Consider the following 20,557-nt stretch of genomic DNA (forward strand, 5'->3'; position numbering starts at 1 on the left):
GGACGCCGCGAACGCTGCGGTTGCCCGTCCGTCCTCGAATGCTGCGCGGTGTGCTTCCGGCGTTTCGCCGGTGGATGCCGTGCGGGCTGCCCGGTCGGACGCTTCGCATGCAGCGGCCGGCGGGCTCCATGGTCCTTGCGGCATTCGTGATCGCGTCGTGCCGCCCTGCTGCGGCAATCGACACGGCCGACCGCTGCTTCGTCGACAAGATGCGCGCCATGCGCGTGGTTGCGGCGCGCGAGTTCCGTTGCGGCGACGACGAGCAGTGTCTCGACAAGGCGGCGGTGCACGCCGACCACATCGTCGACGCGGCCGATGCTCGCGCGTCCGCCGCGGGCTTCACGTGTCCGGCGACCACCGAATCGCTCGGCCTCGCCGGCGCGGTCTCGTGGCCGGTGCGTTTCGTTCAGGACCAAGCCGGCAGCGGCCCCGATCACTGCAACTCGCGGCAGACGCGGGCGGCGGCCAGATTCGCGTCGGCGTACAGCCGCTGCGTTTCGCTGCGCGTGACCGACCCGCCCGCTTTTGACGAATGCGCCGGGAGCGCGCGCGAGTCGTTTGCCACGGCATGGAATGCCGCGCTGGCCGCCGATTCCTGTCCGGGAGCCGGCGACAGCGAAGCGGCAGCGCGTATCGAAGAGGAAATCGAACAGAGCGCGGCGCGTCTCGAAGTGCGCTGCGGCGACGGCCACGTGGCCGGAACCGAAGAGTGCGACGACGGCAACACCGACCCGAACGACGGCTGCAGCGCCGACTGCCGCACCGAATCGTGCGGCCGTGTTGCGGGTGAGGTCCGCTGCATCGTCTGTCCGCCCGATTCGGTGCCGAACGATGCGTACGACGCATGCCGCTGCGACGACGGTTTCGGCGGCGAGCCCGGCGCGTGCGTCGACGTCGACGAATGCGCTGCCGCCGAGAGCCCCTGCCCCGTCGAGTCGCCGTGCGTCAATCTGAAAGGCACGTACGCGTGCTCGATCGCATGCACCGCCGATGCGCTGCATGCGGCGCTCGCATCATGCGGCGCGCCGAACGGTGCGATCGCGTTCAACTGCACCGACACGGTGATTCCGATCCCGGGCGGCATGGCCGGTGCGCTTCTTCGCGAGAGCCAGTGCAACGGGCTCGTCATCGACGGCGCCGGCCGCAACATCACGTTCGAGCTCGATCCGGTCTGCTGGCAGACGCCGCTTCTGCCCGAACAGTGTCCCGGCGGCCTCGAGGAAGACGGCACGTGCTGGTGCCCGAACGTCGATTCGGGCGAGGAATTCCTGCTGCTGCGCGGCAACGACAACGTCGTGCGCGACCTGACGGTGCGCGGGTTCTTCGAAGGCATTCCGGTGCGCGGCCGCGGCAACGTCGTCGAGAACGTGCGTTTCGATCGTATGTGCGACGACGCATTCGGCAGCGTGATGACCGGCATCGGCAACGAGTTCCGTCACCTGACGGTCACCCGGGGATGCGACAAGTGCTCGGAGAACGGCGGCGTCCTCGAGGACACCGACCCCGATCCGCGCGTCGCCGAGCATTACAATGCGATCCTGTCGGACATCGACTTCGACGGCTGCCGGACGCCGGTGCGTGCGGCGTCATCCGGCCGCTTCCGTCTCGACAACCTGCGCATGCATCCGGCGGAGGAGCCGGACTTTCCGTGCGACGGACCGCGTTTTTCGGCCGGCAGCGACGCGTCATCGGTGGTCGTCGAGATGACCGGCAGCACGATCGAAGACTGCCGTCACGGCGTGCGGCTCGGCCGCGGCACCGATGCGGTGATTTCGAGCTCGCGCATTGCCGGCTGCGCGCTGCGAGGGATCCGCGCGGCGGGCACGGCGCGGGTTTCGGTCGAAGAATCGCGGATCGAAGATAACGGCGGCTCCGGATCGTCCGAGCCGGGTTTCGGCGGTGCCGCGGCCGTCGGCAGCGCCGCGCTCGATCTTGGCGGCGGCAGTCTCGTCATCGATGGTGCGCCGCGTTCGAGCGCCGGCGGCAACTGGCTGTGCGGCAATCATGGGCCGAACGGAACGCTGCGCGACCTCGACATCGAGGCGGGCCTTACCGCGACTGCGATCGGCAACTGGTGGTGCTCGCTCGATTCGCCGGCCGGCCGCATCGTCGGCGATGCGTCGATCGATCCCGTCCTTCCACGCGCTCCGCTCGAACCGTAAAAACGACCGGAAGTATGGACATGTCGAACGAGGGCAGGAAGGATGTGGCCACGATGATCCGCTGCAACCACAGGTTCGCTCGCCCGCTGCTTCTTGGTGCATGGCTGCTGATGACGCCGCCCGTTCCTTTGGGAACCGAGCTGCCTCCGATCTCGAGATGGACGCAGGCGTCGTCGCATGAAACCTCCGCGGACTGCGAGAAGAGCAGGGAACAGATGCGCAGCAGCGCGCGCTTCATCGTTACGAGCGTGCCCAACGCGAGTGCGCTGGCAATTGCCGCGGCGCTCGGCCGGCTGCAGGCAAGATGCATCGAGAACGCTCCGGCCGCAGCCAAACCGTAATTTCGACCGGCTCCTGCGATTCAAAAAAAAGGGGACAGGCACACGCGCCTGTCCCCTTTCTCGATGTCCGTTGCTTTACGCGGCCTGTGCCAGCGCCGTCCGGAACGTGAGATGCGCATCGCCGTCCGACTTGTCGACGACGATTTCCATGCCGTCGCGGATCTCTCCACCGACGATCCTCTTCGCGAGCTCGTTTTCGAGCTCGCGCTGGATCGTGCGCTTGAGCGGCCTCGCCCCGTACGCCGGATCGTAGCCGACCATCGCCAGATGGTCGCGCGCCTGATCGGTGAGCCGCAGCGTGATGTTGCGCGACTCGAGCCGTGCAACGAGCCTTGCAAGCTGCAGGTCGACGATCTGGCGCAGCTCCTCGCGCGTGAGGCCGTGGAACACGACGATCTCGTCGAGCCTGTTCAGGAACTCGGGACGGAACTCGCGTGACAAGAGGCCGAGCACTTCGGTCTTCATCCGCTCGTACGTCTCGGTGTCCTCGGCGCCGCGGTACGCCAGGATCTCGGCGCTGCCGATGTTCGACGTCATCAGGATCACGGTGTTGGTGAACACCACCGTGCGGCCCTGGCCGTCGGTCAGGCGGCCGTCGTCGAGCACCTGCAGCAGGCTGTTGAAGACTTCGCGGTGCGCCTTCTCGATCTCGTCGAGCAGCACGACGGTGTACGGGCGGCGGCGCACGGCTTCGGTGAGCTGGCCGCCTTCCTCGTAACCGACGTAGCCCGGCGGAGCGCCGATCAGGCGCGAGACCGAGTGCTTCTCCATGTACTCGGACATGTCGATGCGCACCATCGCGTGCTCGTCGTCGAACAGCTCAGCCGCGAGCGCCTTGGCCAGCTCGGTTTTGCCCACGCCGGTCGGTCCGAGGAACAGGAACGAGCCGAGCGGGCGATTCGGGTCCGAAAGGCCCGAGCGCGCGCGCACGACGGCGTCGGCGACGGCCTGCACCGCTTCGTGCTGGCCGACGACGCGCTCGTGCAGGCGGTCGGCAAGATGGATGAGTCGTTCCGCTTCGCCTTCCATCAGCTTGGAGACCGGAATGCGCGTCCAGCGCGAGACCACCGCTGCGATGTCGTCCTCGCTGACTTCCTCGCGCACGAGGTGGCTCTGCTCCTTGCTGAGATCGGCTTCGGCCTCGGCGAGCTGCTTTTCGAGCGCGACGAGCGTGCCGTACTTGAGCTCGGCGGCCTTGTTCAGGTCGTAGGCGCGCTCGGCCTGCTGGATCTGGGTTCGCACGTCTTCGATCTGGCTCTTGAGATCGCGAAGCTTCTGGCTCGCGCCGCGCTCGACTTCCCAGCGCGCCTTGAGCTCGTCGTGCTCGGAGCGCAGCTCGGCAAGCTCCTTCTCGAGCTTTTCGAGGCGCTGGCGCGATGCGGAGTCGGTCTCGCGCCTCAGCGCCTCGCGCTCGATCTCGAGCTGCATCACGCGCCGCGAGACTTCGTCGAGCGCGACCGGCATCGAATCCATCTCGGTGCGAAGCCGGGCGGCGGCTTCGTCGACGAGATCGATGGCCTTGTCCGGCAGGAAGCGGTCGGCAATGTAACGGTCGGAAAGGATCGCGGCCGTCACCAGCGCGGAGTCCTTGATGCGCACGCCGTGGTGGATTTCGTAGCGCTCCTTGAGGCCGCGAAGGATCGAGATCGTATCGGGGACCGACGGTGGAGCCACGCGCACCGGCTGGAAGCGGCGCTCGAGCGCGGCGTCCTTCTCGACGTACTTGCGATACTCGCTGAGCGTGGTCGCACCGATGCAGTGCAGCTCGCCGCGTGCGAGGAGGGGCTTCAGGAGGTTTCCGGCGTCCATCGCGCCCTCGGCCGCGCCGGCACCGACGACGGTGTGCAGCTCGTCGATGAACAGAATGATCTGTCCTCCGGACTCCTGCACCGCCTTGAGGACGGCCTTCAGCCGCTCTTCGAACTCGCCGCGGAATTTGGCGCCCGCAATCAGCGCGCCCATGTCGAGCGCGATCACCTTGCGGTCTTTGAGGCCTTCGGGAACGTCGCCGGCCACGATGCGGCGCGCGAGGCCTTCGACGATCGCGGTCTTGCCGACACCCGGCTCGCCGATCAGCACCGGGTTGTTCTTGGTGCGGCGCGACAGCACTTCGATCACGCGGCGGATTTCGTCGTCGCGACCGATCACGGGATCGAGCTTGCCGGCCGACGCGGCATCGGTCAGGTCGCGGCCGTACTTGGTGAGCGCTTCCATCGTCGCTTCCGGATTGCCGGACTCGACATTCGCGCCCTGGCGAAGCTCGCGGACGATCTTCTCGACGGCCGCTTGCTTGATGTCGAATTCGGCGAGGATCCTGCCGGCCTCGCCCTTGTCCGCGATGAGCGCGAGCAGCAGGTGCTCGACGCTGACGTACGAGTCGCCGAAGGTTTCCATCACGCGGCTCGCTTCGCGAAGGACTTTCGCGAAGCGCGTGCCGGCATGAAGCTGGTCGCTTCCGCCGGGGGCGGTCGGCAGCCGCGACAGAGCCGTCTCGAGCCGGTTTTTGAGCGCGGACGGCTCGCGGCCGAGCCGCCGGATGATCGTCGGCACCAGGCCGTCCTGCTGCGTGACGAGCGCGAGCAGCAGATGCTCGGGCTCGATCGTCGTATTGTTGCGATCGAGCGCGAGACCCTGGGCCTCGGAGATCGCCGCCTGCGTCTTGTCCGTATAATTTTTGTCCATATCCGCTCCCTTGCGAGCTTGTCGCGGGACCGCGACTTATTCCGAAGTAAGCACGAAGATCCGGGGGGCAACCGGGAAATCCCGTGCGCCGGGCCGGCGGCCGATCGGCCGCCGCGACTGCGGAAAACGTGGCAAAACATGTCCGGCCAGTCCAGCGATCTGCGGGCGCGCGTGCGGCGAAATGCGCCGGCTGTACGGCGCATCCATTGACCAGCCTGCATCGATCGGGATACCTCGATGCACCAGATGCGGTCGCGTTTCAGATTCCCGGCGCTCGTCGGAGCCTTCATCGGGGCGGCGTGGTGCCCGCATGTGGCGGTGGCCGCACCCGATCACGTCGTGATCGCAATCATGGAGAACCGCTCGTACGATTCGATCATCGGCTCGGCCGATGCGCCGTACATCAACAGTCTGGTCGCGGATGCCGCGCTGATGACGGCGTCGTACGGCGTCACCCATCCCAGCCAGCCGAATTACTTCTGGCTGTTCTCGGGCTCGAACCAGGGCGTCACCGACAACACGTGTCCGGTCGGGCCGTTTGCGACGGACAATCTCGGCAGCCTGCTGGTCGCGGTCGGCTACACGTTCACCGGATATTCCGACGAGCTGCCTGCTGCGGGATCGACGGTCTGCAGCTCGGGTGCATACCGGCGCAAGCACAATCCGTGGGTCAGCTTCTCGAACATCGCTCCTGCGCAGAACCAGCCGTTCACTGCGTTTCCTGCGGATTTCACGACGCTGCCGACGGTATCGATCGTGGTGCCGAACCAGCTTCACGACATGCACGACGGAACCATCGCCGAAGGCGACGCGTGGCTCGCAGCCAACCTCGACGCCTACGTCCAGTGGGCCGGCGATCACAACAGCCTGTTCGTGCTGACGTGGGACGAGGACGACAACCTCTCGGGCAACCATATTGCCACGCTCATCCTCGGCGCGGGGGTGGTGCCCGGCGCGTATGCGCAGGTCATCGACCACGTCGATCTGCTGCGGACGATCGAGGACCTCTACGGCCTCGGTTACGCAGGCACGAGCGCGTCGGCGACGCCGATTGCGAACATTTTCGCGTCGTGCGGCAACGGCATCGTCGAGAGTCCTGAGGAATGCGATGGCAGCGACGCGGGCTGTGGCGCGGGCGAGAGCTGCAGCGCGTGCCAGTGCGTGACGATCGCCGCGTGCTCGAGCGGAATCGTGCTGTCGGACGTCTCGCTGAGCCTCGCGGCGGATCCGTTCACCGTGCGGCTCCGGGCGAGCGCGATTCTTCCCGCTCCGTTTGCCGGCGTGAATCCACCGGTGGCCGGAGTTCGCGTCCGCGTCGACAGCGCGAGCGGCACCGATGGTTTCGACGCCACATTGCCCGGCGGCGCCGCGTGGACGACGAACAGTGCCGGAACGCGCTGGACGTATGTCGACCCGACCGCAAGCGTGGCCGGCATCACGAAGGCCGTCGTCATCGATCGGTCGGCGAAACAAAGCGGCGAGATCCGGATTCTCGTCAAAGGCCGCGGAGGGGCGATCGTGCTGCCCGCACCCACCGGGATCCGAACAGCCGTCGTGTTCGGCGATCCGGACGAATGCGCGTCGGCCGAGGCCGCAGACACGCTTTCGTGCTCCGGCGATTCCGAACGCGTGCGCTGCCGGTAGCTCGATCCGGATCGGCTGCCGTGCTTAACATGCGCGCGGCCCGGACCTCGTCGCCGGCCGAATCGATCTCGAAAGGAACACGCTCATGGAAGAGAAAGACCGTCTCGGCGCCAAGCTGCACGACAAGGGCAGGGGCGACGAAGACCAGTACATGGCACAGGTGGAGCGCGAGCGTCTCGCCAGGCTGAGCGCCGGCGGAGGCGTCGGTGCGCGTGCGTGTCCGCGCGACGGCGACTCGCTCGTCACGCGCATCGAGCACAAAGTCTCGGTCGACGTCTGTCCGACCTGCCATGGAATCTGGCTCGACAACGGCGAGCTCGAAACGATTCTCAGGAACGAAGAAGAACCGAGCGTGACACGCTGGCTTCGCGTGCTGCTCGGCCGTTGAGCCGGCCGAACGGTGTTCACCGGCATCATAGAGGACGTCGGCCGCGTCGCCGGGTCGGAAGACCTGGAGGCCGGACGTCGACTCTCGATCGCCACGTCGCTTCCCGTTGAGACGTTCCAAACCGGCGAGAGCATCGCGATCGCCGGCGCCTGCATGACGGTCGTATCGGCGGCCGGCGGCTGCTTCGCCGTCGACGTGTCGGCCGAATCGCTGCGCCGTTCGACGCTTGGCGATCTGGCCGTCGGCGACGCCGTCAACCTCGAGCGCGCGATGCGCCTCGGCGATCGTCTCGGAGGCCACATGGTCTCCGGCCATCTCGACGGCACGGGCACCGTCGACTCCATCCGCGACGAAGGCGAATCGAAGGTGTTCACGTTCCGGGTCGACGCGGCGATGACGAAAATGATCGTCGAGAAGGGCTCGGTCGCCGTCGACGGCATCAGCCTGACGTGTTTCGGCTGCCGCGACGGATGCTTCGATGTCGCGGTCATCCCGCACACGCTGGCCGTCACGACGCTCGGTCTGCGCAAGCCGGGAGCGCGCGTGAACATCGAGCTCGACGTGATGGGAAAGTACGTCGCGCAGCTCGTCGACGCTGCGATCGCGGCGCGCATCGACGCCGGAGGGCGGCGCCCGTAACCGCGCGGCTACTTCGTTCCTGATGCCCCGAGGAACGGCAGGATCGCCGCAAGCGGATTGACCTGCGAATCGAGCGTCTTTCCGATCCCTGACAACAGTCCCATCACGCGCAGCACCAGCATCAGGTCCGACGGCGCGCGCACGATCGGGTTCGCCCGGATCGCGGCGAGCAGCTCGGTCTGGATGCGGTCGACCATTTCCATGTTCGCGTATGCGCGGCCGGACTGCAGCGCCTGGCCGAGAAACAGCTCGCCGAGCGCGACGAACGTGTCGTCGCCGCCGTCGCGCAGCCGGAATCCGAGCGCACGGAACGCTTCACCGGTCGCATGCGGATCCTTGCCGATGATCGCCACGGTGAGCCGGATGATGCCGTCGCGAAGCTCCGGCGTGAATGCCTTGGCGAGGCCGAGGTCGAGCACGACGAGCTGGATCCCCGTCGGTTCCTTGCGGATCAGGAGATTTCCGGGATGCGGATCGCCGTGGAAAAACCCGTGCTCGAGGATCTGTCGCACACACACGCGCGTGAGCAGCTCGGCGACCTCGTGCTTGTCGATGCCGAGCGCGGCCAGCGCATCGAGATCGGTGATCTTGACTCCTTCGATGAAGTCCATCGTCAGCACGTGGCGTGACGTGAGCTCGGCGATCGGGACCGGAAAGCGCACCGAAGGATCTCCGGCAAAATCTGCGGCGAAACGGCGGGCGTTGGCGGCTTCGCGCACGAAGTCGAGCTCGAGCGGAATCAGGTTCTTCACTTCCTCGAGCACGATGCGCAGGTCGAAGTTGCGCTCGATGCGCACGAGCAGGTGCACGAAGAACGAAAAGTTCGCGAGGTCGGTCGCGACTACCCGGTCGATGTCGGGGTACTGCACCTTGATCGCCACGTCGCGACCGTCCGTCGTGCGTCCGCGATGCACTTGCGCGAGCGATGCCGATGCGACCGGAGTCTCGTCGACCGTTGCGTAACACTGCTCGAGCGGGCGTCCGAGGCTCGCCTCGATGTGCGGGCGGATCTGGCCGAACGGACGCGGCGGCACGCGATCGTGCAGCTCGCCGAGCACACGGATGAAGCTCGGCGGCAGCACGTCGGCGCGGCTGCCCATGAACTGGCAGACCTTGATCAGCAGGCCTTCCATGTCGACGGCGGCGTCGCGCAGCCGGCGCGCGGCGCGCTCGTGCTGATGGTCGTACCAGTCGGCTTGCGCGCTGCCGCCGGTGATCCGGCCGTGAATCTGGCGCGCCTTGTAATCGGCGTAGACGGACACGACGAGCCGCGCGACACGCAGGAAGCGCCGCGTACGTACCGGCAACGGCAGTGGCTGCGCCCGAAGGACGGCCGGAGATTCGAGCTCGTTCAAGCGCGTCGGACCCCGTCAGCGACCGCTGCGCGACCCGCGCCCGCCGATATCGGACTCGCGCTCAATTTCGTCCATTCGCGACTCGCTTTTGAGCTCGTCGATGCGTTCCGAAAGCCGCCTGGTGGCCTGCGTCGCGCGCCAGGCGAAGAAGAAGACCAGAAGGAAGACGAGGCCGTAGGCCGCACCGACGTGGTGAAGCTGCCGTGCGGCAAGATCATCGGCTGCTGATCCTGCCTGGGTTTCCGCCGTCGTCTCGTTCATCGCGGTAGGTTCCTTGTTTCGGCGGCACCGGGCGATGAGCCCGGTCGATGAAAGTCGGCGGCCAGATCGCCTTCGAAAAGCTCGATCCACGCCGCCGCGCGAAGCTCGGCGAACTTGATCGCCCACAGCCATGCGAGAAGCGGCAGGAAGGCCGCGAGACTGACGAGCAGCGTCGTCACCATCCGCGGATCGTCGATGCCGCCTTTCGGATTGTTGATGACCTGCGGATGGATGGTGTTGAACATGCGGGTTGCGAGAATCACCAGCGGAATGATCGCCGCGCCGAGGATGGCGAGCACGGCGGCGTAGCGCGGCGCCATTTCATTGTCGCGCGCGAAGATCCGCAGCAGCACGTACGATGCGAACACGAGCCACAGCACCAGGAACGTCGTCAGTCGGGAATCCGGCGTCCACCACGTGTTCCAGGCGGTGTGCGCCCAGATCGAGCCGGTACCGAGCACGATCGTCGCAAACACCATCCCGACCGATACCGCGGCGTGCGCCGCGTGATCCCAGACAACTTTTCGCGACAGCAGGAACGCGACGCTCGCGAGCCCGGCGCCGACGAATGCCACGTAGCAGAACGTGGCCGCCGGCACGTGCCAGTAGAAGATCCGCTGGCTGAATCCGAGTGTTTTTTCGGTGGGCACCCAGAAGAAGATCTGGATGAGCGAGACGAGCATCAGCGGAAGAGCGATGAGCGGCGCCACGCGCAGGATCCACTTCTGTATTTGCGAGGCTGCCATCGTTTTGCCGCGGGCCAGTGTGCTGGTGCCGGCCCGGCGAGTCTAATCCGCCGCAACGGCTGCGGCCGGCGAAGCGAGCGGCCGCGCGGGCCTCCCGCCGCGCCGATCAGTCGACGAGCACGAATTCGAACAGCATCCAGCCGGCTGTCACGACGACGATGTCGAAGGTGACGAGAAGCTGCCCCGGCATGCCGAGTGCACCTGCGCCTGCCCCGCCGAGCGCGAGCTGCGTGGCCTGCACGGCGGCGATCAGAAGCGGGATCTGCAGCGGCAGCACCAGCAGCGGCAGCACCATTTCACGGGCGCGTGTCCCGAGGGCGGCGAGCGCGAACAGCGTGCCGACCGCCGCGAGACCGACTGTCCCGAGCAGCAGCACCGCGACCAGCGCGACGGGACTTGCCAGCAGGGAAACTCCGTACATGAGCGAGAACGCGGGTACGAGAAGCGTCTCGAATGCGACCAGCAGGATCACGTTGACCGCGAGCTTGGCCAGAAAGATCGTGCCGCGGTCGAGCGGAGAAGTGAGCAGTCCTTCAATGCACGCGTTCTCACGCTCGATGAGAAACGTTCGCCCGAGCGCGAGCACGGCCGCAAAGACGACGGCGACCCAGAGGATTCCGGCGCCGAGCCGGGCCGAATCCTCCGGCCTGAGCGCAAGCGCGAACTGGAAGACCACCAGCACGAGCAGGCCGAGCACGAACAGCGCCGGCAGCGTTTCGCGCGAGCGGGCTTCGAGCACGAGATCCTTCCACAAAAGCGCAAGCACGCGGATTCCTGCTCCCGCTATCTCGATGATCCGGCGGGCGCCGCGATCTCTGCGCAGCGCGCCGAAATTTGTGCGGCGTCGGGTACGCCGACGCCATTGCCGTCCGCCGCGCTGTCCCACGCGACCTGCCCGCGGTCGAGGATGACGGCGCGCGTGGCCGACTCGAGCGCACGATCGATGTCGTGCGTGGCCATGACGATGGTGACGCCCTGCGCGCGCCGTTCGTCGAGGATCTCGCTCAGCAGGCGGGCTCCGGCCGGATCGAGGCCGGTCAGCGGCTCGTCGAGAAGCAACAGGTCGGGTGCGTGGAGCAGCGCGCGCGCGAGCCCGAGACGCTGCAGCATACCGCGCGAATACGTGCCGACGAGCTTGGTGCTTGCATGCGCGAGCCCGACGCGCGCAATCATTGCGTCAGCGCGCGATGGATCGTGCACTGCGAAAAGGCGGCCGTAATACGCAAGGTTCTCGCGCGCATCGAGGTCGCGATACAGGAACGACTCGTGGCCGAGATAACCGATCCGGCGCCGCAGGTTCGCGCTCGCCGGCAGCGCCGCTCCGAACAGCTCGACGGTGCCGGACTCCGCGCGCAGGAGGCCGGCCAGCATGCGCAGCAGCGTCGTCTTGCCGGCGCCGTTGGCGCCGAAGATCGCGACGCACTCGCCGCGCGTGACCACGAGATCGACGCCGCGCAGCACCGGTACCGCAGCGAAACGGCGCCGCAACGACTGGATGCGGATTGCCGGACCGGACTCTTCGGATGCGGCCGTGGTGCCGGCAGCAGCATGGCTGGTCGCAGCGCTCGTCATGGAAAAAGGGTGTGTCTCAGGCTGCGCGGCCGAGAGCCATCGGACTGCCCATATCGCGCGGGCGCGTGATCAGCCACAGCACGTAGAACAGATGACTGGCGACGGCAGCCGCGAGCAGGAAGAGATCGAGATTGCCGGTCACGGCGGCGAACAGGAGCGCGTACGCGATGCCGTCGCGCTGTACGAAACGCGAGACGAACTCGTCGCCGGCGGCCGGAGCATGCGATGCCGGCGCGCCGCGCATCGTCGAAAGCGCCTGGACGCCGGCAGGCTCCGCGGACGCCGCTGCGCTGGAGCGTGTCGCGGACGTGCGCCTGCGCGCGTCCCAGGATTCCCTGATGACGAAGACATACGCGATGCCGGTGCTGACGAGCACGCCGATGGTCGCAATCGTTGCCAGCAGCACGCCGGACGATTCGCGCGCGGCTCCGCCGGCCAGGCTCCACAGCAGCGCGATGTGCAGCACGGTGTCGCCGGCCAGATCGAGCTTCTCGCGGATGTCGGCGTCGGTGAAGCTTGCGCGCGCCAGCACGATGCCCGACGCGCCGACCAGCCGCGCGAGAAAGTAAAGGAACGCGCCGACCACGCCGGCGGTAAAGCTTCCGCCTTCGAGGATCCACGCCGCAGCAAGGCCGATGACGAGCTTGATCGCCGAAATGCCCGCGGGCCCGAGCGCGGTGCCTCCGAGCAGCTCGGCCAGCGGTGGAGCGAGTGTCGGGCGCAAGCGCAGCACGGGAAGCACGCGCTGCGGTCCGAACAGGTTCTCGATCAGCTTCTCTTCGGCATGCGCAGTCGAAACGTTGTCGCTCAGGCGCTGCTCGGAATGCGAATCCAGATCGACGAGAGCGGCGTCGCGCGCCGAGTCCTCGTGAATCAGCGCGCCGAGGGCGGACGCAGCCGACGTCGTGCCGAGCTGCGCGGCAACACGCACGGCGTCTTCCCGCGTCACGCAGGCGATCGGCGCCGAGATGCAGCCGCGCTCGCAGACACGGCCGAACGCCGGGAGCCTGCCGGCGTCCCGAATTGCGATCATCGCCGTCAGCGAAAGGTACCATTCGGCGGCAATCGCGAGCATCGCGTCGTGCGGAGCGCCGGGAAGCTCGGCGAACTGATCGGCAGGCATGCAGCGCGTGGACGAATCGAGAAGCCCGCGGATTTCGGCGCCGAGCGCGCGGCGCTCGGGCGGATAGACGACGATGACGTCGAGACCGAGCAGGTGGCCGGCCTGCACGTGGCGCTGCACGGACGGCACTCCGGCCAGCGTGGTAAGCGCTCCCCGGCCGCTGACCAGTACAAGGAGCGTTTCGGCCATCGACAGCCTGTATATCGAGCCGGACCCCGGTAATCGAGCGGAAAGCTCGCAGCCGCCGGGCGAAGAGCGCGCAAGCATCGGTGCCGTGCCCGCAGGCGATTCTCGCATCATGACGGTTTGCGCCAGTGGCGACGGCCCGCGAAACTCCGGCCCATGACTTCGAGAAGCTCCGTGGTTTCGAACTGGGGCGCCGTGATCGCGACCCAGAATCTGCCGAGAGGCGCCGAGATGGATCTCGTCTCGCGCTGGCTGCTGATCATTCGCGCAAGCGTTTTCCCGATGACGCTGTGCTCGGGCCTGATCGGCGGGCTGCTCGCCGTGCATTCGCCGGATACGAGCTTCGGGTGCTTTTTCCTCGCGCTCGTCGGCCTCGTGGTCGCGCACGCGGCCAACAACATGATCAACGACCTGTTCGACGTGATCGGAGGCGTCGATACGGCCGGTTACGTTCGCACGGTGTACGCGCCGCACCCGATCCTGTCGGGCCTGATCTCGAAGCAGGGGCTGATTGCAGCGATCCTCGTCGCCAACGTCATCGATCTTGCGATCCTCGTCCAGCTCGTCTCGCTGCGCGGGTGGCCGGTGCTCGTGTTCGCGCTGTCGGGCCTGTTCATCAGCGTCTTCTACGTGGCGCCGCCGCTCAAGCTGAAGCACCGCGGCCTCGGCGAGCCCGGCGTTGCGATCGTGTGGGGACCGCTGATGATCGGCGGCACGTACTTCGTGACGACCGGCTCTGCGCCGCCGTGGGTGTTTCTCGCGAGCCTTCCGTACGCGATGCTGGTGACGACCGTGCTGTTCGGGAAGCACGTCGACAAGCTCGATTCCGACGCGGCGAAGGGAATCCGAACGCTGCCGGTCATTCTCGGACGGGAACGTGCGCTGTCGTGGACGCGCGCGATGATGGCGGCGTATTTCGTGCTGGTCGCGCTGCTCGTCGTTACCGGCGTCGTCAGCGCATGGTGCCTGCTCGTGGTCGCCGCAATTCCGCGCCTGCTCGAGACGCTCGAGACGTTCCGAAAGCCGCCGCCGGACGGGCCGCCGCCGGGCTATCCGATCTGGCCGCTGTGGTACGTTGCGTGGGCGTTCCGTCTCAATCGCCGCGCCGGCGGGCTGTTCGTGCTCGGGCTGCTCGCCGATTGCCTGATCCCGCTGCACGTCTCGCTGCATCCGTAGCGGCACAGCGGCTCGGCACATGGTGGCGGTGCCTTACCAGCATCCACCGCGTGCCCGCCGATCGGGCAGCGCGCGTGTGCGGCGTTCTCTTGCCGGGCAGCGCTGCGGGCGCTCGGACGCGCGAAACTCCCGCAATTTCGCGGACGCACCAACGCCTGCGCGGAAATTGCGCTGGCCCCGGCGACTGCGGGTGCCGTGGCATGGCCGTTGCTGCTTCGACCGCGTGCTCGGTCTCGTCATGACGGCAGGCGGCGCACGCGGCGCCTACCAGGCCGGCGTAATGCGCCGGATCGCCGAGATTCCGTCGCTGCGCAACGCACCGTCGCCGTTTGCGATCATTACCGGCGCTTCGGCCGGGGCGATCAACGGGACGGCGCTTGCAGCGCGCGCAGCCGACTTCGGCGATGCCGGCGTCGACGTTGCGCGGCTGTGGTGCGAGCTGACCGTCGAGAAGGTTTTCCGCTCCGACATTCCGTCGCTCGTGACCACCGGCGCACTGCTCGCGCGCGATTTCCTGCTTGGCAGCATCCTCGGCCACACGGTCACGCACGGAATCTTCGACACGTCTCCGCTCGAGGCGATGATGGAAGCGGCGTTTCCGCCGCACGGGATCGCCGATGCGATCCGTCGCGGACAGCTCTACGCCGTCGCCGTTACGGCAACGAGCTATCACTCCGGTCGGTCGTATACGTTCGTGCAGGGGCGGCGCGGGCATCCGGTCTGGTCGAAGTCGCGGCGGGTCGTGCTGCCGGCAGTCCTGACGCATCGCCACGTGCTCGCGTCCTCCGCGATCCCGATCCTGTTTCCGCCGGTCCGTATCGAGGAGGACACGGGGGGACTGTGGTTCGGCGATGGCGCGCTTCGCCTCGTTGCGCCGATGAGCCCCGCCATCCGCCTCGGCGCAACGCGTATCCTCGCGGTCGGCGTGCGTTCGTCGAGGGCGGCCGATACGCTCGCGCACGAGGAACGTGCGCCGACCACTGCCGACGGTGAGTCCGGACATCTCGCCTGTCCGCCTCTTGCCCAGGTCTGCGGCGTATTCTTCAACGCGATCTTCCTCGATCATCTCGACGCCGACATCGATCACCTGCGCCGCATGAATACGCTGCTCGCGAATCATGTTCCGGCAGTCCACGAAGGAGCAGCCGGTGAGCCGGCCGCGCCGGCAGTCGAAGGCATGCGGCCGATCGAATCGCTGGTCGTGTCGCCTTCCGAGGATCTCGCGCTGATTGCCCAGCGATTCGCCCACCGGATGCCGCGCATCGTTCGCTACGTTCTCGACGGTCTCGGCATCCCCGACGCGCAGAGCGCCGACCTGATGAGCTATCTTCTGTTCGACGGGGCGTTCACGAGAACGCTCGTCGAAATTGGCTGGCGCGACGCCGATGCGCGCGCGGCCGAAATCGAGGATTTCATCCGCGGCGCCGAGCCGATGGCAGAACGGGTCACGCGCGCACCGCGAAAGCTGCGCGCGGTGCCGACGGTCGCCGGGGAAGCGGCCGAGCGCGCGTAGCCGACACCCGGGATCGCCGCGTTTCCAAACCCGCCCGTTCCGCATAAGTTCCCGCCGCCGGCAAAGGGAAGCCTTGCCGAGCCCCCGACCTTCAAGGAGTTCGTTTCATGCGAGAAGCCGTCATCGTTGCGAGCAAGCGCACCGGCCTGGCCAAGTCGTACCGCGGATCGTTCAATGCGACGCGTCCGGACGAAATGGCGAGCCACGTCATCAAGGCTGCGCTCGAGCAGGTTCCCAGACTGGACCCGAAAGAAATCGAGGACTGCATCCTCGGCTGTGGATTCCCCGAAGGCGCGCAGGGAATGAACGTCGCGCGCGTTGCCGCACTCGGCGCCGGGCTTCCGGAGACCGTGGCGGGGACGACCGTCAACCGCTTCTGCTCGTCGGGCCTGCAGGCGATCGCGATGGCGGCGCACCAGATCATCAACGAAGGCGCCAACGCGGCGATCGGCGGCGGCGTCGAGAGCATCACGATGGGCCAGGGCAAGATGAACGCCGACGGCATCGTCAGCCAGAAAGTGTTCGACATGTGGCCGGGCGTCTACATGGGCATGGGCGAGACTGCCGAGGTCGTGGCCGAGCGCTACAACATCTCGCGCGAGGACCAGGACGCGTTTGCGCTGCGCAGCCAGCAGCGCACTGCCGCTGCGCAGGCGAACGGGATCTTCAACGACGAGATCGCACCGATGCAGGTGCAGTTCGCGCGCAAGGGCAACGACGGGAACATGGTCATGGAGGACAAGCTCGTCGATCGCGACGAGTGCAATCGCGCGAGCACCACGCTCGACGCGCTCGCGTCGCTGCCGCCGTCGTTCCGTCCGACCGGAACCGTTACCGCCGGTAACGCGAGCCAGCTGAGCGACGGCTCTTCGGCAACCGTGCTGATGTCGGCCGATCGCGCGAAAGAGCTCGGCATCCAGCCGCTCGGCATCTACCGCGGCTTTGCCGTCGCCGGATGCCGTCCCGAAGAAATGGGCATCGGACCGGTCTACGCCGTACCGAAGCTTCTCAAGCGCGCAGGCCTGAAGATGTCGGACATCGACATCGTCGAGCTCAACGAAGCGTTCGCGTCGCAGCTTCTCTATTGCATGCGCCAGCTCGAGATCTCGGACGAGCAGATCAACCCGAACGGAGGCTCGATCGCGATCGGCCATCCGTACGGCATGACCGGCTCGCGCATGACGGGACACCTGCTTTACGAGCTCCGCCGTCGCGGCGGACGTTACGGCATCGTGACGATGTGCATCGGCGGCGGGCAGGGAATGGCCGCGCTGTTCGAAGCCTGCTGAACGAGACGGAATCCATTCAAGGGAAGGCTTGCCTGCCAACCGGGGCAGGAATGCAGTGCGCTTCGCAAAGAGGCTCATGACCGGGGCAGGCAGCCTTTTCTTTTCGTGCTACAACTCGAGTCGTGGATACGACTCGTAAAGTGATCCTGGTCGCGAGCGCATCGAGCCCGGACCGTGCGATTGCGCTCGAGCGCCTGCTCGGCGCCGCGGCGGCTCGTTCCGGCTGGGGGGAGCGCCTGGAGATCCGCGTCGGAGGCATCGAAAGCGGTGCCGGCCGGCTCAGCGATGCCGGAACGGCTGCGCTCAAGGCGCTCGGCATCGACGCCGAAGGCTCGATCTGTCCCGATCTCGACCGCCGCCCGCAGCTTCTCGAGAACGCGGCAATCGTCGTCTGCGATCGCGGCGACGTGGCCGATGTGCTCGTCGACTGGGACGAAGCCGGCGAAGCCACGTTCGTCTGCGTGAGCGAGCTCGCCGACTCCGACGACGGAAGCGACGACGAAGACGCTTTGCCGATCGGCGACGAGGTTCGCGGCTACGAAAGTCGCATCGACGAAGTGCTGCGACGCACGGTGGCAGACAGCGCGGCCTGAGCGCTGCCCGCAACGCTACTCTGCTGCGTCTCGCGCAACCACAGCGGGCGCTTCACGACGGGAAATGCCGGCGCATTGAATGAGCGCATTTCCTTGACGTATAACCGAAGGCTTGGAGAATTCCCCGGATACGTCTCCCGTCGCTTCCGTTCCGCAAGCTCGTGGAGTCGAACGCGGCAAGGAGCGGTTGCTCCGCTGGCGTCCGCTTCGCCAGGCCGCTGCGATCCTCGTGGCGGCGCCGGTTCTCGTCGCGCTGCGTCTCGGCGATCCAGGGCCCGGCACCACCGAATGGCCGCTCGCCGAGCTGCCCGAACCGTCGGGCATCGTCTATCACCCGATTCGCAAGACCCTGTTCGTCGTCGGCGATGAAGGCGACATCGGCGAAGTCTCACTCGACGGAAAGCTCGTGCACGAGCTGCATCTCGGCGGAGATCTCGAGGCCATTTCCGTCGATCCGAAGAGCGGCCTTCTGTATGTCGCGCGCGAAGGTCACGAAGTGATCTTCGAAGTGCGGCCCGACGATTTCAGGATCGTGCGGCGTTTCACGATCGATCGCAGCTACAAGGGAGACCCCAACTTTCTTCGGCGCGGCGGAGACGGCGTCGAAGGCCTCGCGTTCGTTCCCGACGACAGTGATCCGGAAGGCGCGCATCTGTGGGTCGTCAACCAGTACGATCCTCCGGTGCTCGTCGAGCTCGCGATCCCGATGCGCACGTCGAAGGAGAAGTTTCTGACGGCGACGATCCGGCGCGCGATTCCGATCGATTCCGCGCCGCTTTCCGAAGTCACGTGGATGCCGGGGTCGCGCGAGTTCCTCGTGCTCTCCGCGCTGTGGAAGCGCGTCTCCGTGCTCGACGCCGACGGCAACTACGAGCGCAGCGTGCGCATCCCCGGATTCATGCCGGAGGGAATCACCGAGCTGCCCGGCGGCCGTTTCGCGATCGCACAGGACTCCGGCGGCCTCGTCGTGTGGAAACCCGAGAGCGACCCGTTCCGCGGCGACGCTGCCACCGGGCCGCCGCCTCCCGACAAGCGCGACGACGTCCGCGGAGCCGCCTCCACGTTGCCGGTTGCCGCAGCGCGCAAGCCGCCGCCCAAAACCGCCCACTGAAATCGGGGACAGACACCGATTTCGTCAAATCGGTGTCTGTCCCCGATTTCGATCCGCGGCGGCAGTCGATGTCGCCGTCAAACTCGAATATTGTCGGCTTTTTGCGAGAGCCCGAGTTCCCGATCAGGTTCCCACGTTCCCAGGTTCCGATGACGACCGGCAAGCGATGACAACCAGCAAGCACACATCGAAGAAGACTCCTTCCGCGCCGAGGTCCGGTGCCCGAAAGCCGACCGCCCTGGTCACCCGTACGCAGCCGAGGAAGCTCGCGGCTGTCGTGCTCGCGGCCGGACAGGGCAAGCGAATGCTCTCTCCCCGCGCGAAGGTCGTTCATGAGATCGCTGGATTGCCGCTGGTCTCGCATGTGCTCGCGGCGATCGAGCCGCTCGGCTGTGCGCCGGCGGTCGTCGTGGTCGGCCACGACGCCGATTCGGTATGCGCCGCGATTGCCGGAAAGGCCGCGACCGCCGTGCAGCGCGAGCAGCTCGGAACCGGGCACGCCGTGCTGCAGGCGCGCAAGGCTCTCGCCGGCTTCGACGGCGACGTGCTCGTTCTTTGCGGCGACGTTCCGCTGCTGCGCACCGAGACCATCCGCGAGCTGGTGCGCCTGCACCGCCGTGTCGGTGCCAAGGCCACCGTGCTGAGCGCCGTCGTCGACGATCCGTCGGGATACGGACGCATCGTGCGTGGCGAAACGGACGGCGACATCCGCATCGTCGAGGATGCCGATGCGAGTCCCGACCAGCTCGAGCTCGACGAGATCAACACCGGCACGTACTGCTTCGACGCGGGCTTCCTGTTCCAGCGCCTTTCACGGCTCGAACGCAACAACGCGCAGGGCGAGTACTACCTGACCGACCTCGTCGAAGCCGCCGCCGCCGACAACTCGGCCGCGTGCGTGACGCTCGAAGACGGCGAAGAGGGCCACGGCGTGAACACGCGCGCCGACCTCGCGCGCATCGAAAGCATTCTGCAGGAGCGGCTGATCACTCGCGCAATGGAAGGCGGCGTCACGTTTCTCGACCCTGCGACCGCAATCCTTTCGACGCGCACGCAGATCGGACCCGAGACCGTCATCGGCCCCGCGGTCCGGCTCGAAGGCGATGTCCGCATCGGTCGCGGCTGCGTTCTCGAGGGCTCGACGCACCTTCGCGATACCGTCGTCGAAGACGGCGCGCTGCTGCGCTGGGGCGTCGTCGCCGATCGCGCGCACATCGGATCCGGAGCGCGGGTCGGGCCGTTCGCGCATCTGCGGCCCGAAGCCGAGCTCGGCGAGGACGTGCACATCGGCAACTTCGTCGAGGTCAAGAAGGCCACCGTCGGTGCGCGTTCGAAGGCGAATCATCTCGCCTACATCGGCGACGCGACGGTCGGCCGCGACGTCAACATCGGCGCCGGCACGATCACCTGCAACTACGACGGCGTCGACAAGCACCGGACAATGATCGGAGATCGCGTGCAGATCGGCAGTGACACGCAGCTGGTCGCCCCGGTCAGCGTGGGCGCCGACGCGTACATTGCGGCCGGATCGACGATCTCGAAGGACGTCGAGGCGGGCTCGCTCGCATTCAACGAAAAACCGCAGCGCGGCCGCAGCGGATGGGTCGAGGCGTTCCGCGCGCGCAAGGCCGCAGCCAAGCCTTCGCTTGCGAAGTCCGCAACCAAGCCTTCGCTCGCCAAGTCTGCGGGCAAGTCGTCGCTCGCCAAACCTGCGGCCAAGCCTTCACTCGCGAAGCCTGCAACCGGGACCGCGCGCGCGGCAAGGAAGCGATAACG

The 20,557-nt window shown here is 67.0% G+C and carries 18 protein-coding genes; 11 read left to right on the plus strand and 7 right to left on the minus strand.

Translation table 11 applies throughout. From position 1 onward, the window contains the following. The first annotated feature begins 107 nt into the window (after positions 1 to 107). Entirely contained in the window at positions 108 to 2,162 is a 2,055-nt protein-coding gene (locus VN634_08235) for a right-handed parallel beta-helix repeat-containing protein (GenBank protein HXC50856.1), read from the plus strand. Between the two features lie 20 nt (positions 2,163 to 2,182). Beyond that, positions 2,183 to 2,503 (plus strand): hypothetical protein, encoded by a 321-nt coding sequence (locus VN634_08240; protein HXC50857.1) that lies wholly within the window; start codon positions 2,183 to 2,185, stop codon positions 2,501 to 2,503. A gap of 75 nt (positions 2,504 to 2,578) precedes the next feature. Here the strand turns inward: VN634_08240 and clpB are convergent, their stop codons facing one another. After that, positions 2,579 to 5,185 carry an ATP-dependent chaperone ClpB gene (gene clpB / locus VN634_08245; protein ID HXC50858.1) on the minus strand — a complete coding sequence of 869 codons (2,607 nt, stop codon included), beginning with the start codon at positions 5,183 to 5,185 and terminating at the stop codon, positions 2,579 to 2,581. Positions 5,186 to 5,431: 246 nt separating this feature from the next. Between clpB and VN634_08250 the strand changes: the two genes are divergently transcribed. The 3 genes from VN634_08250 (at position 5,432) to VN634_08260 (ending at position 7,856) form a co-directional block, all read left to right on the plus strand. Further along, positions 5,432 to 6,829 (plus strand): alkaline phosphatase family protein, encoded by a 1,398-nt coding sequence (locus tag VN634_08250; protein ID HXC50859.1) that lies wholly within the window; start codon positions 5,432 to 5,434, stop codon positions 6,827 to 6,829. A gap of 85 nt (positions 6,830 to 6,914) precedes the next feature. Further along, positions 6,915 to 7,217: a zf-TFIIB domain-containing protein gene (locus tag VN634_08255; GenBank protein HXC50860.1), complete on the plus strand. Its 303-nt coding sequence runs from the start codon at positions 6,915 to 6,917 to the stop codon at positions 7,215 to 7,217. A 12-nt stretch (positions 7,218 to 7,229) separates the two neighbouring features. Next, positions 7,230 to 7,856, plus strand: a complete 627-nt coding sequence (locus VN634_08260) for a riboflavin synthase (protein ID HXC50861.1) — start codon at positions 7,230 to 7,232, stop codon at positions 7,854 to 7,856. A gap of 8 nt (positions 7,857 to 7,864) precedes the next feature. Here VN634_08260 and VN634_08265 read toward each other — a convergent pair whose 3' ends face one another. From VN634_08265 to VN634_08290, 6 genes are all read right to left on the minus strand, one after another. Further along, positions 7,865 to 9,163 carry an AarF/ABC1/UbiB kinase family protein gene (locus VN634_08265; protein ID HXC50862.1) on the minus strand — a complete coding sequence of 433 codons (1,299 nt, stop codon included), beginning with the start codon at positions 9,161 to 9,163 and terminating at the stop codon, positions 7,865 to 7,867. Positions 9,164 to 9,226: 63 nt separating this feature from the next. Further along, the gene (locus VN634_08270) at positions 9,227 to 9,472 is read right to left on the minus strand and encodes a hypothetical protein (GenBank protein HXC50863.1); all 246 of its coding nucleotides are present in this window, start codon (positions 9,470 to 9,472) and stop codon (positions 9,227 to 9,229) included. After that, entirely contained in the window at positions 9,469 to 10,218 is a 750-nt protein-coding gene (gene ccsA, locus VN634_08275) for a cytochrome c biogenesis protein CcsA (protein ID HXC50864.1), read from the minus strand. Before ccsA ends, VN634_08270 begins: the two co-directional genes overlap by 4 nt. 106 nt (positions 10,219 to 10,324) lie before the next feature. Beyond that, complete coding sequence (locus VN634_08280; GenBank protein ID HXC50865.1) at positions 10,325 to 10,984, minus strand: heme exporter protein CcmB; 660 nt, start codon at positions 10,982 to 10,984, stop codon at positions 10,325 to 10,327. Positions 10,985 to 11,001: 17 nt separating this feature from the next. Further along, complete coding sequence (gene ccmA / locus VN634_08285) at positions 11,002 to 11,790, minus strand: heme ABC exporter ATP-binding protein CcmA (GenBank protein ID HXC50866.1); 789 nt, start codon at positions 11,788 to 11,790, stop codon at positions 11,002 to 11,004. A 16-nt stretch (positions 11,791 to 11,806) separates the two neighbouring features. Further along, complete coding sequence (locus VN634_08290; GenBank protein HXC50867.1) at positions 11,807 to 13,102, minus strand: hypothetical protein; 1,296 nt, start codon at positions 13,100 to 13,102, stop codon at positions 11,807 to 11,809. A 153-nt stretch (positions 13,103 to 13,255) separates the two neighbouring features. Here VN634_08290 and VN634_08295 point away from each other — a divergent pair, with 153 nt between their 5' ends. From VN634_08295 to glmU, 6 genes are all read left to right on the plus strand, one after another. Then, positions 13,256 to 14,275: a prenyltransferase gene (locus VN634_08295; GenBank protein HXC50868.1), complete on the plus strand. Its 1,020-nt coding sequence runs from the start codon at positions 13,256 to 13,258 to the stop codon at positions 14,273 to 14,275. 190 nt (positions 14,276 to 14,465) lie between these two features. Further along, positions 14,466 to 15,788, plus strand: a complete 1,323-nt coding sequence (locus VN634_08300; protein HXC50869.1) for a patatin-like phospholipase family protein — start codon at positions 14,466 to 14,468, stop codon at positions 15,786 to 15,788. Between the two features lie 107 nt (positions 15,789 to 15,895). Next, complete coding sequence (locus VN634_08305) at positions 15,896 to 17,077, plus strand: thiolase family protein (protein HXC50870.1); 1,182 nt, start codon at positions 15,896 to 15,898, stop codon at positions 17,075 to 17,077. A gap of 122 nt (positions 17,078 to 17,199) precedes the next feature. Continuing rightward, complete coding sequence (locus VN634_08310) at positions 17,200 to 17,670, plus strand: hypothetical protein (protein HXC50871.1); 471 nt, start codon at positions 17,200 to 17,202, stop codon at positions 17,668 to 17,670. 187 nt (positions 17,671 to 17,857) lie between these two features. Then, positions 17,858 to 18,781, plus strand: coding sequence for an SdiA-regulated domain-containing protein (locus VN634_08315; GenBank protein HXC50872.1), 924 nt, complete (start codon positions 17,858 to 17,860; stop codon positions 18,779 to 18,781). A 166-nt stretch (positions 18,782 to 18,947) separates the two neighbouring features. Continuing rightward, positions 18,948 to 20,555 carry a bifunctional UDP-N-acetylglucosamine diphosphorylase/glucosamine-1-phosphate N-acetyltransferase GlmU gene (gene glmU, locus VN634_08320; protein HXC50873.1) on the plus strand — a complete coding sequence of 536 codons (1,608 nt, stop codon included), beginning with the start codon at positions 18,948 to 18,950 and terminating at the stop codon, positions 20,553 to 20,555. Positions 20,556 to 20,557 lie beyond the last annotated feature (2 nt).

The organism is Candidatus Limnocylindrales bacterium (genome assembly GCA_035571835.1).
Lineage (GTDB): Bacteria > Desulfobacterota > Binatia > UBA1149 > CAITLU01 > DATNBU01.

Bases quoted from the DNA above. Each gene is read 5' to 3' on its own strand.
- VN634_08250 (HXC50859.1), top strand. From the start codon at position 5,432: ATGCGGTCGCGTTTCAGATTCCCGGCGCTCGTCGGAGCCTTCATCGGG.
- ccsA (HXC50864.1), bottom strand. From the start codon at position 10,218: ATGGCAGCCTCGCAAATACAGAAGTGGATCCTGCGCGTGGCGCCGCTC.
- VN634_08295 (HXC50868.1), top strand. From the start codon at position 13,256: ATGACTTCGAGAAGCTCCGTGGTTTCGAACTGGGGCGCCGTGATCGCG.
- ccmA (HXC50866.1), bottom strand. From the start codon at position 11,790: ATGACGAGCGCTGCGACCAGCCATGCTGCTGCCGGCACCACGGCCGCA.
- VN634_08235 (HXC50856.1), top strand. From the start codon at position 108: ATGCAGCGGCCGGCGGGCTCCATGGTCCTTGCGGCATTCGTGATCGCG.
- VN634_08290 (HXC50867.1), bottom strand. From the start codon at position 13,102: ATGGCCGAAACGCTCCTTGTACTGGTCAGCGGCCGGGGAGCGCTTACC.
- glmU (HXC50873.1), top strand. From the start codon at position 18,948: ATGACAACCAGCAAGCACACATCGAAGAAGACTCCTTCCGCGCCGAGG.
- VN634_08305 (HXC50870.1), top strand. From the start codon at position 15,896: ATGCGAGAAGCCGTCATCGTTGCGAGCAAGCGCACCGGCCTGGCCAAG.
- VN634_08255 (HXC50860.1), top strand. From the start codon at position 6,915: ATGGAAGAGAAAGACCGTCTCGGCGCCAAGCTGCACGACAAGGGCAGG.
- clpB (HXC50858.1), bottom strand. From the start codon at position 5,185: ATGGACAAAAATTATACGGACAAGACGCAGGCGGCGATCTCCGAGGCC.
- VN634_08270 (HXC50863.1), bottom strand. From the start codon at position 9,472: ATGAACGAGACGACGGCGGAAACCCAGGCAGGATCAGCAGCCGATGAT.
- VN634_08240 (HXC50857.1), top strand. From the start codon at position 2,183: ATGTCGAACGAGGGCAGGAAGGATGTGGCCACGATGATCCGCTGCAAC.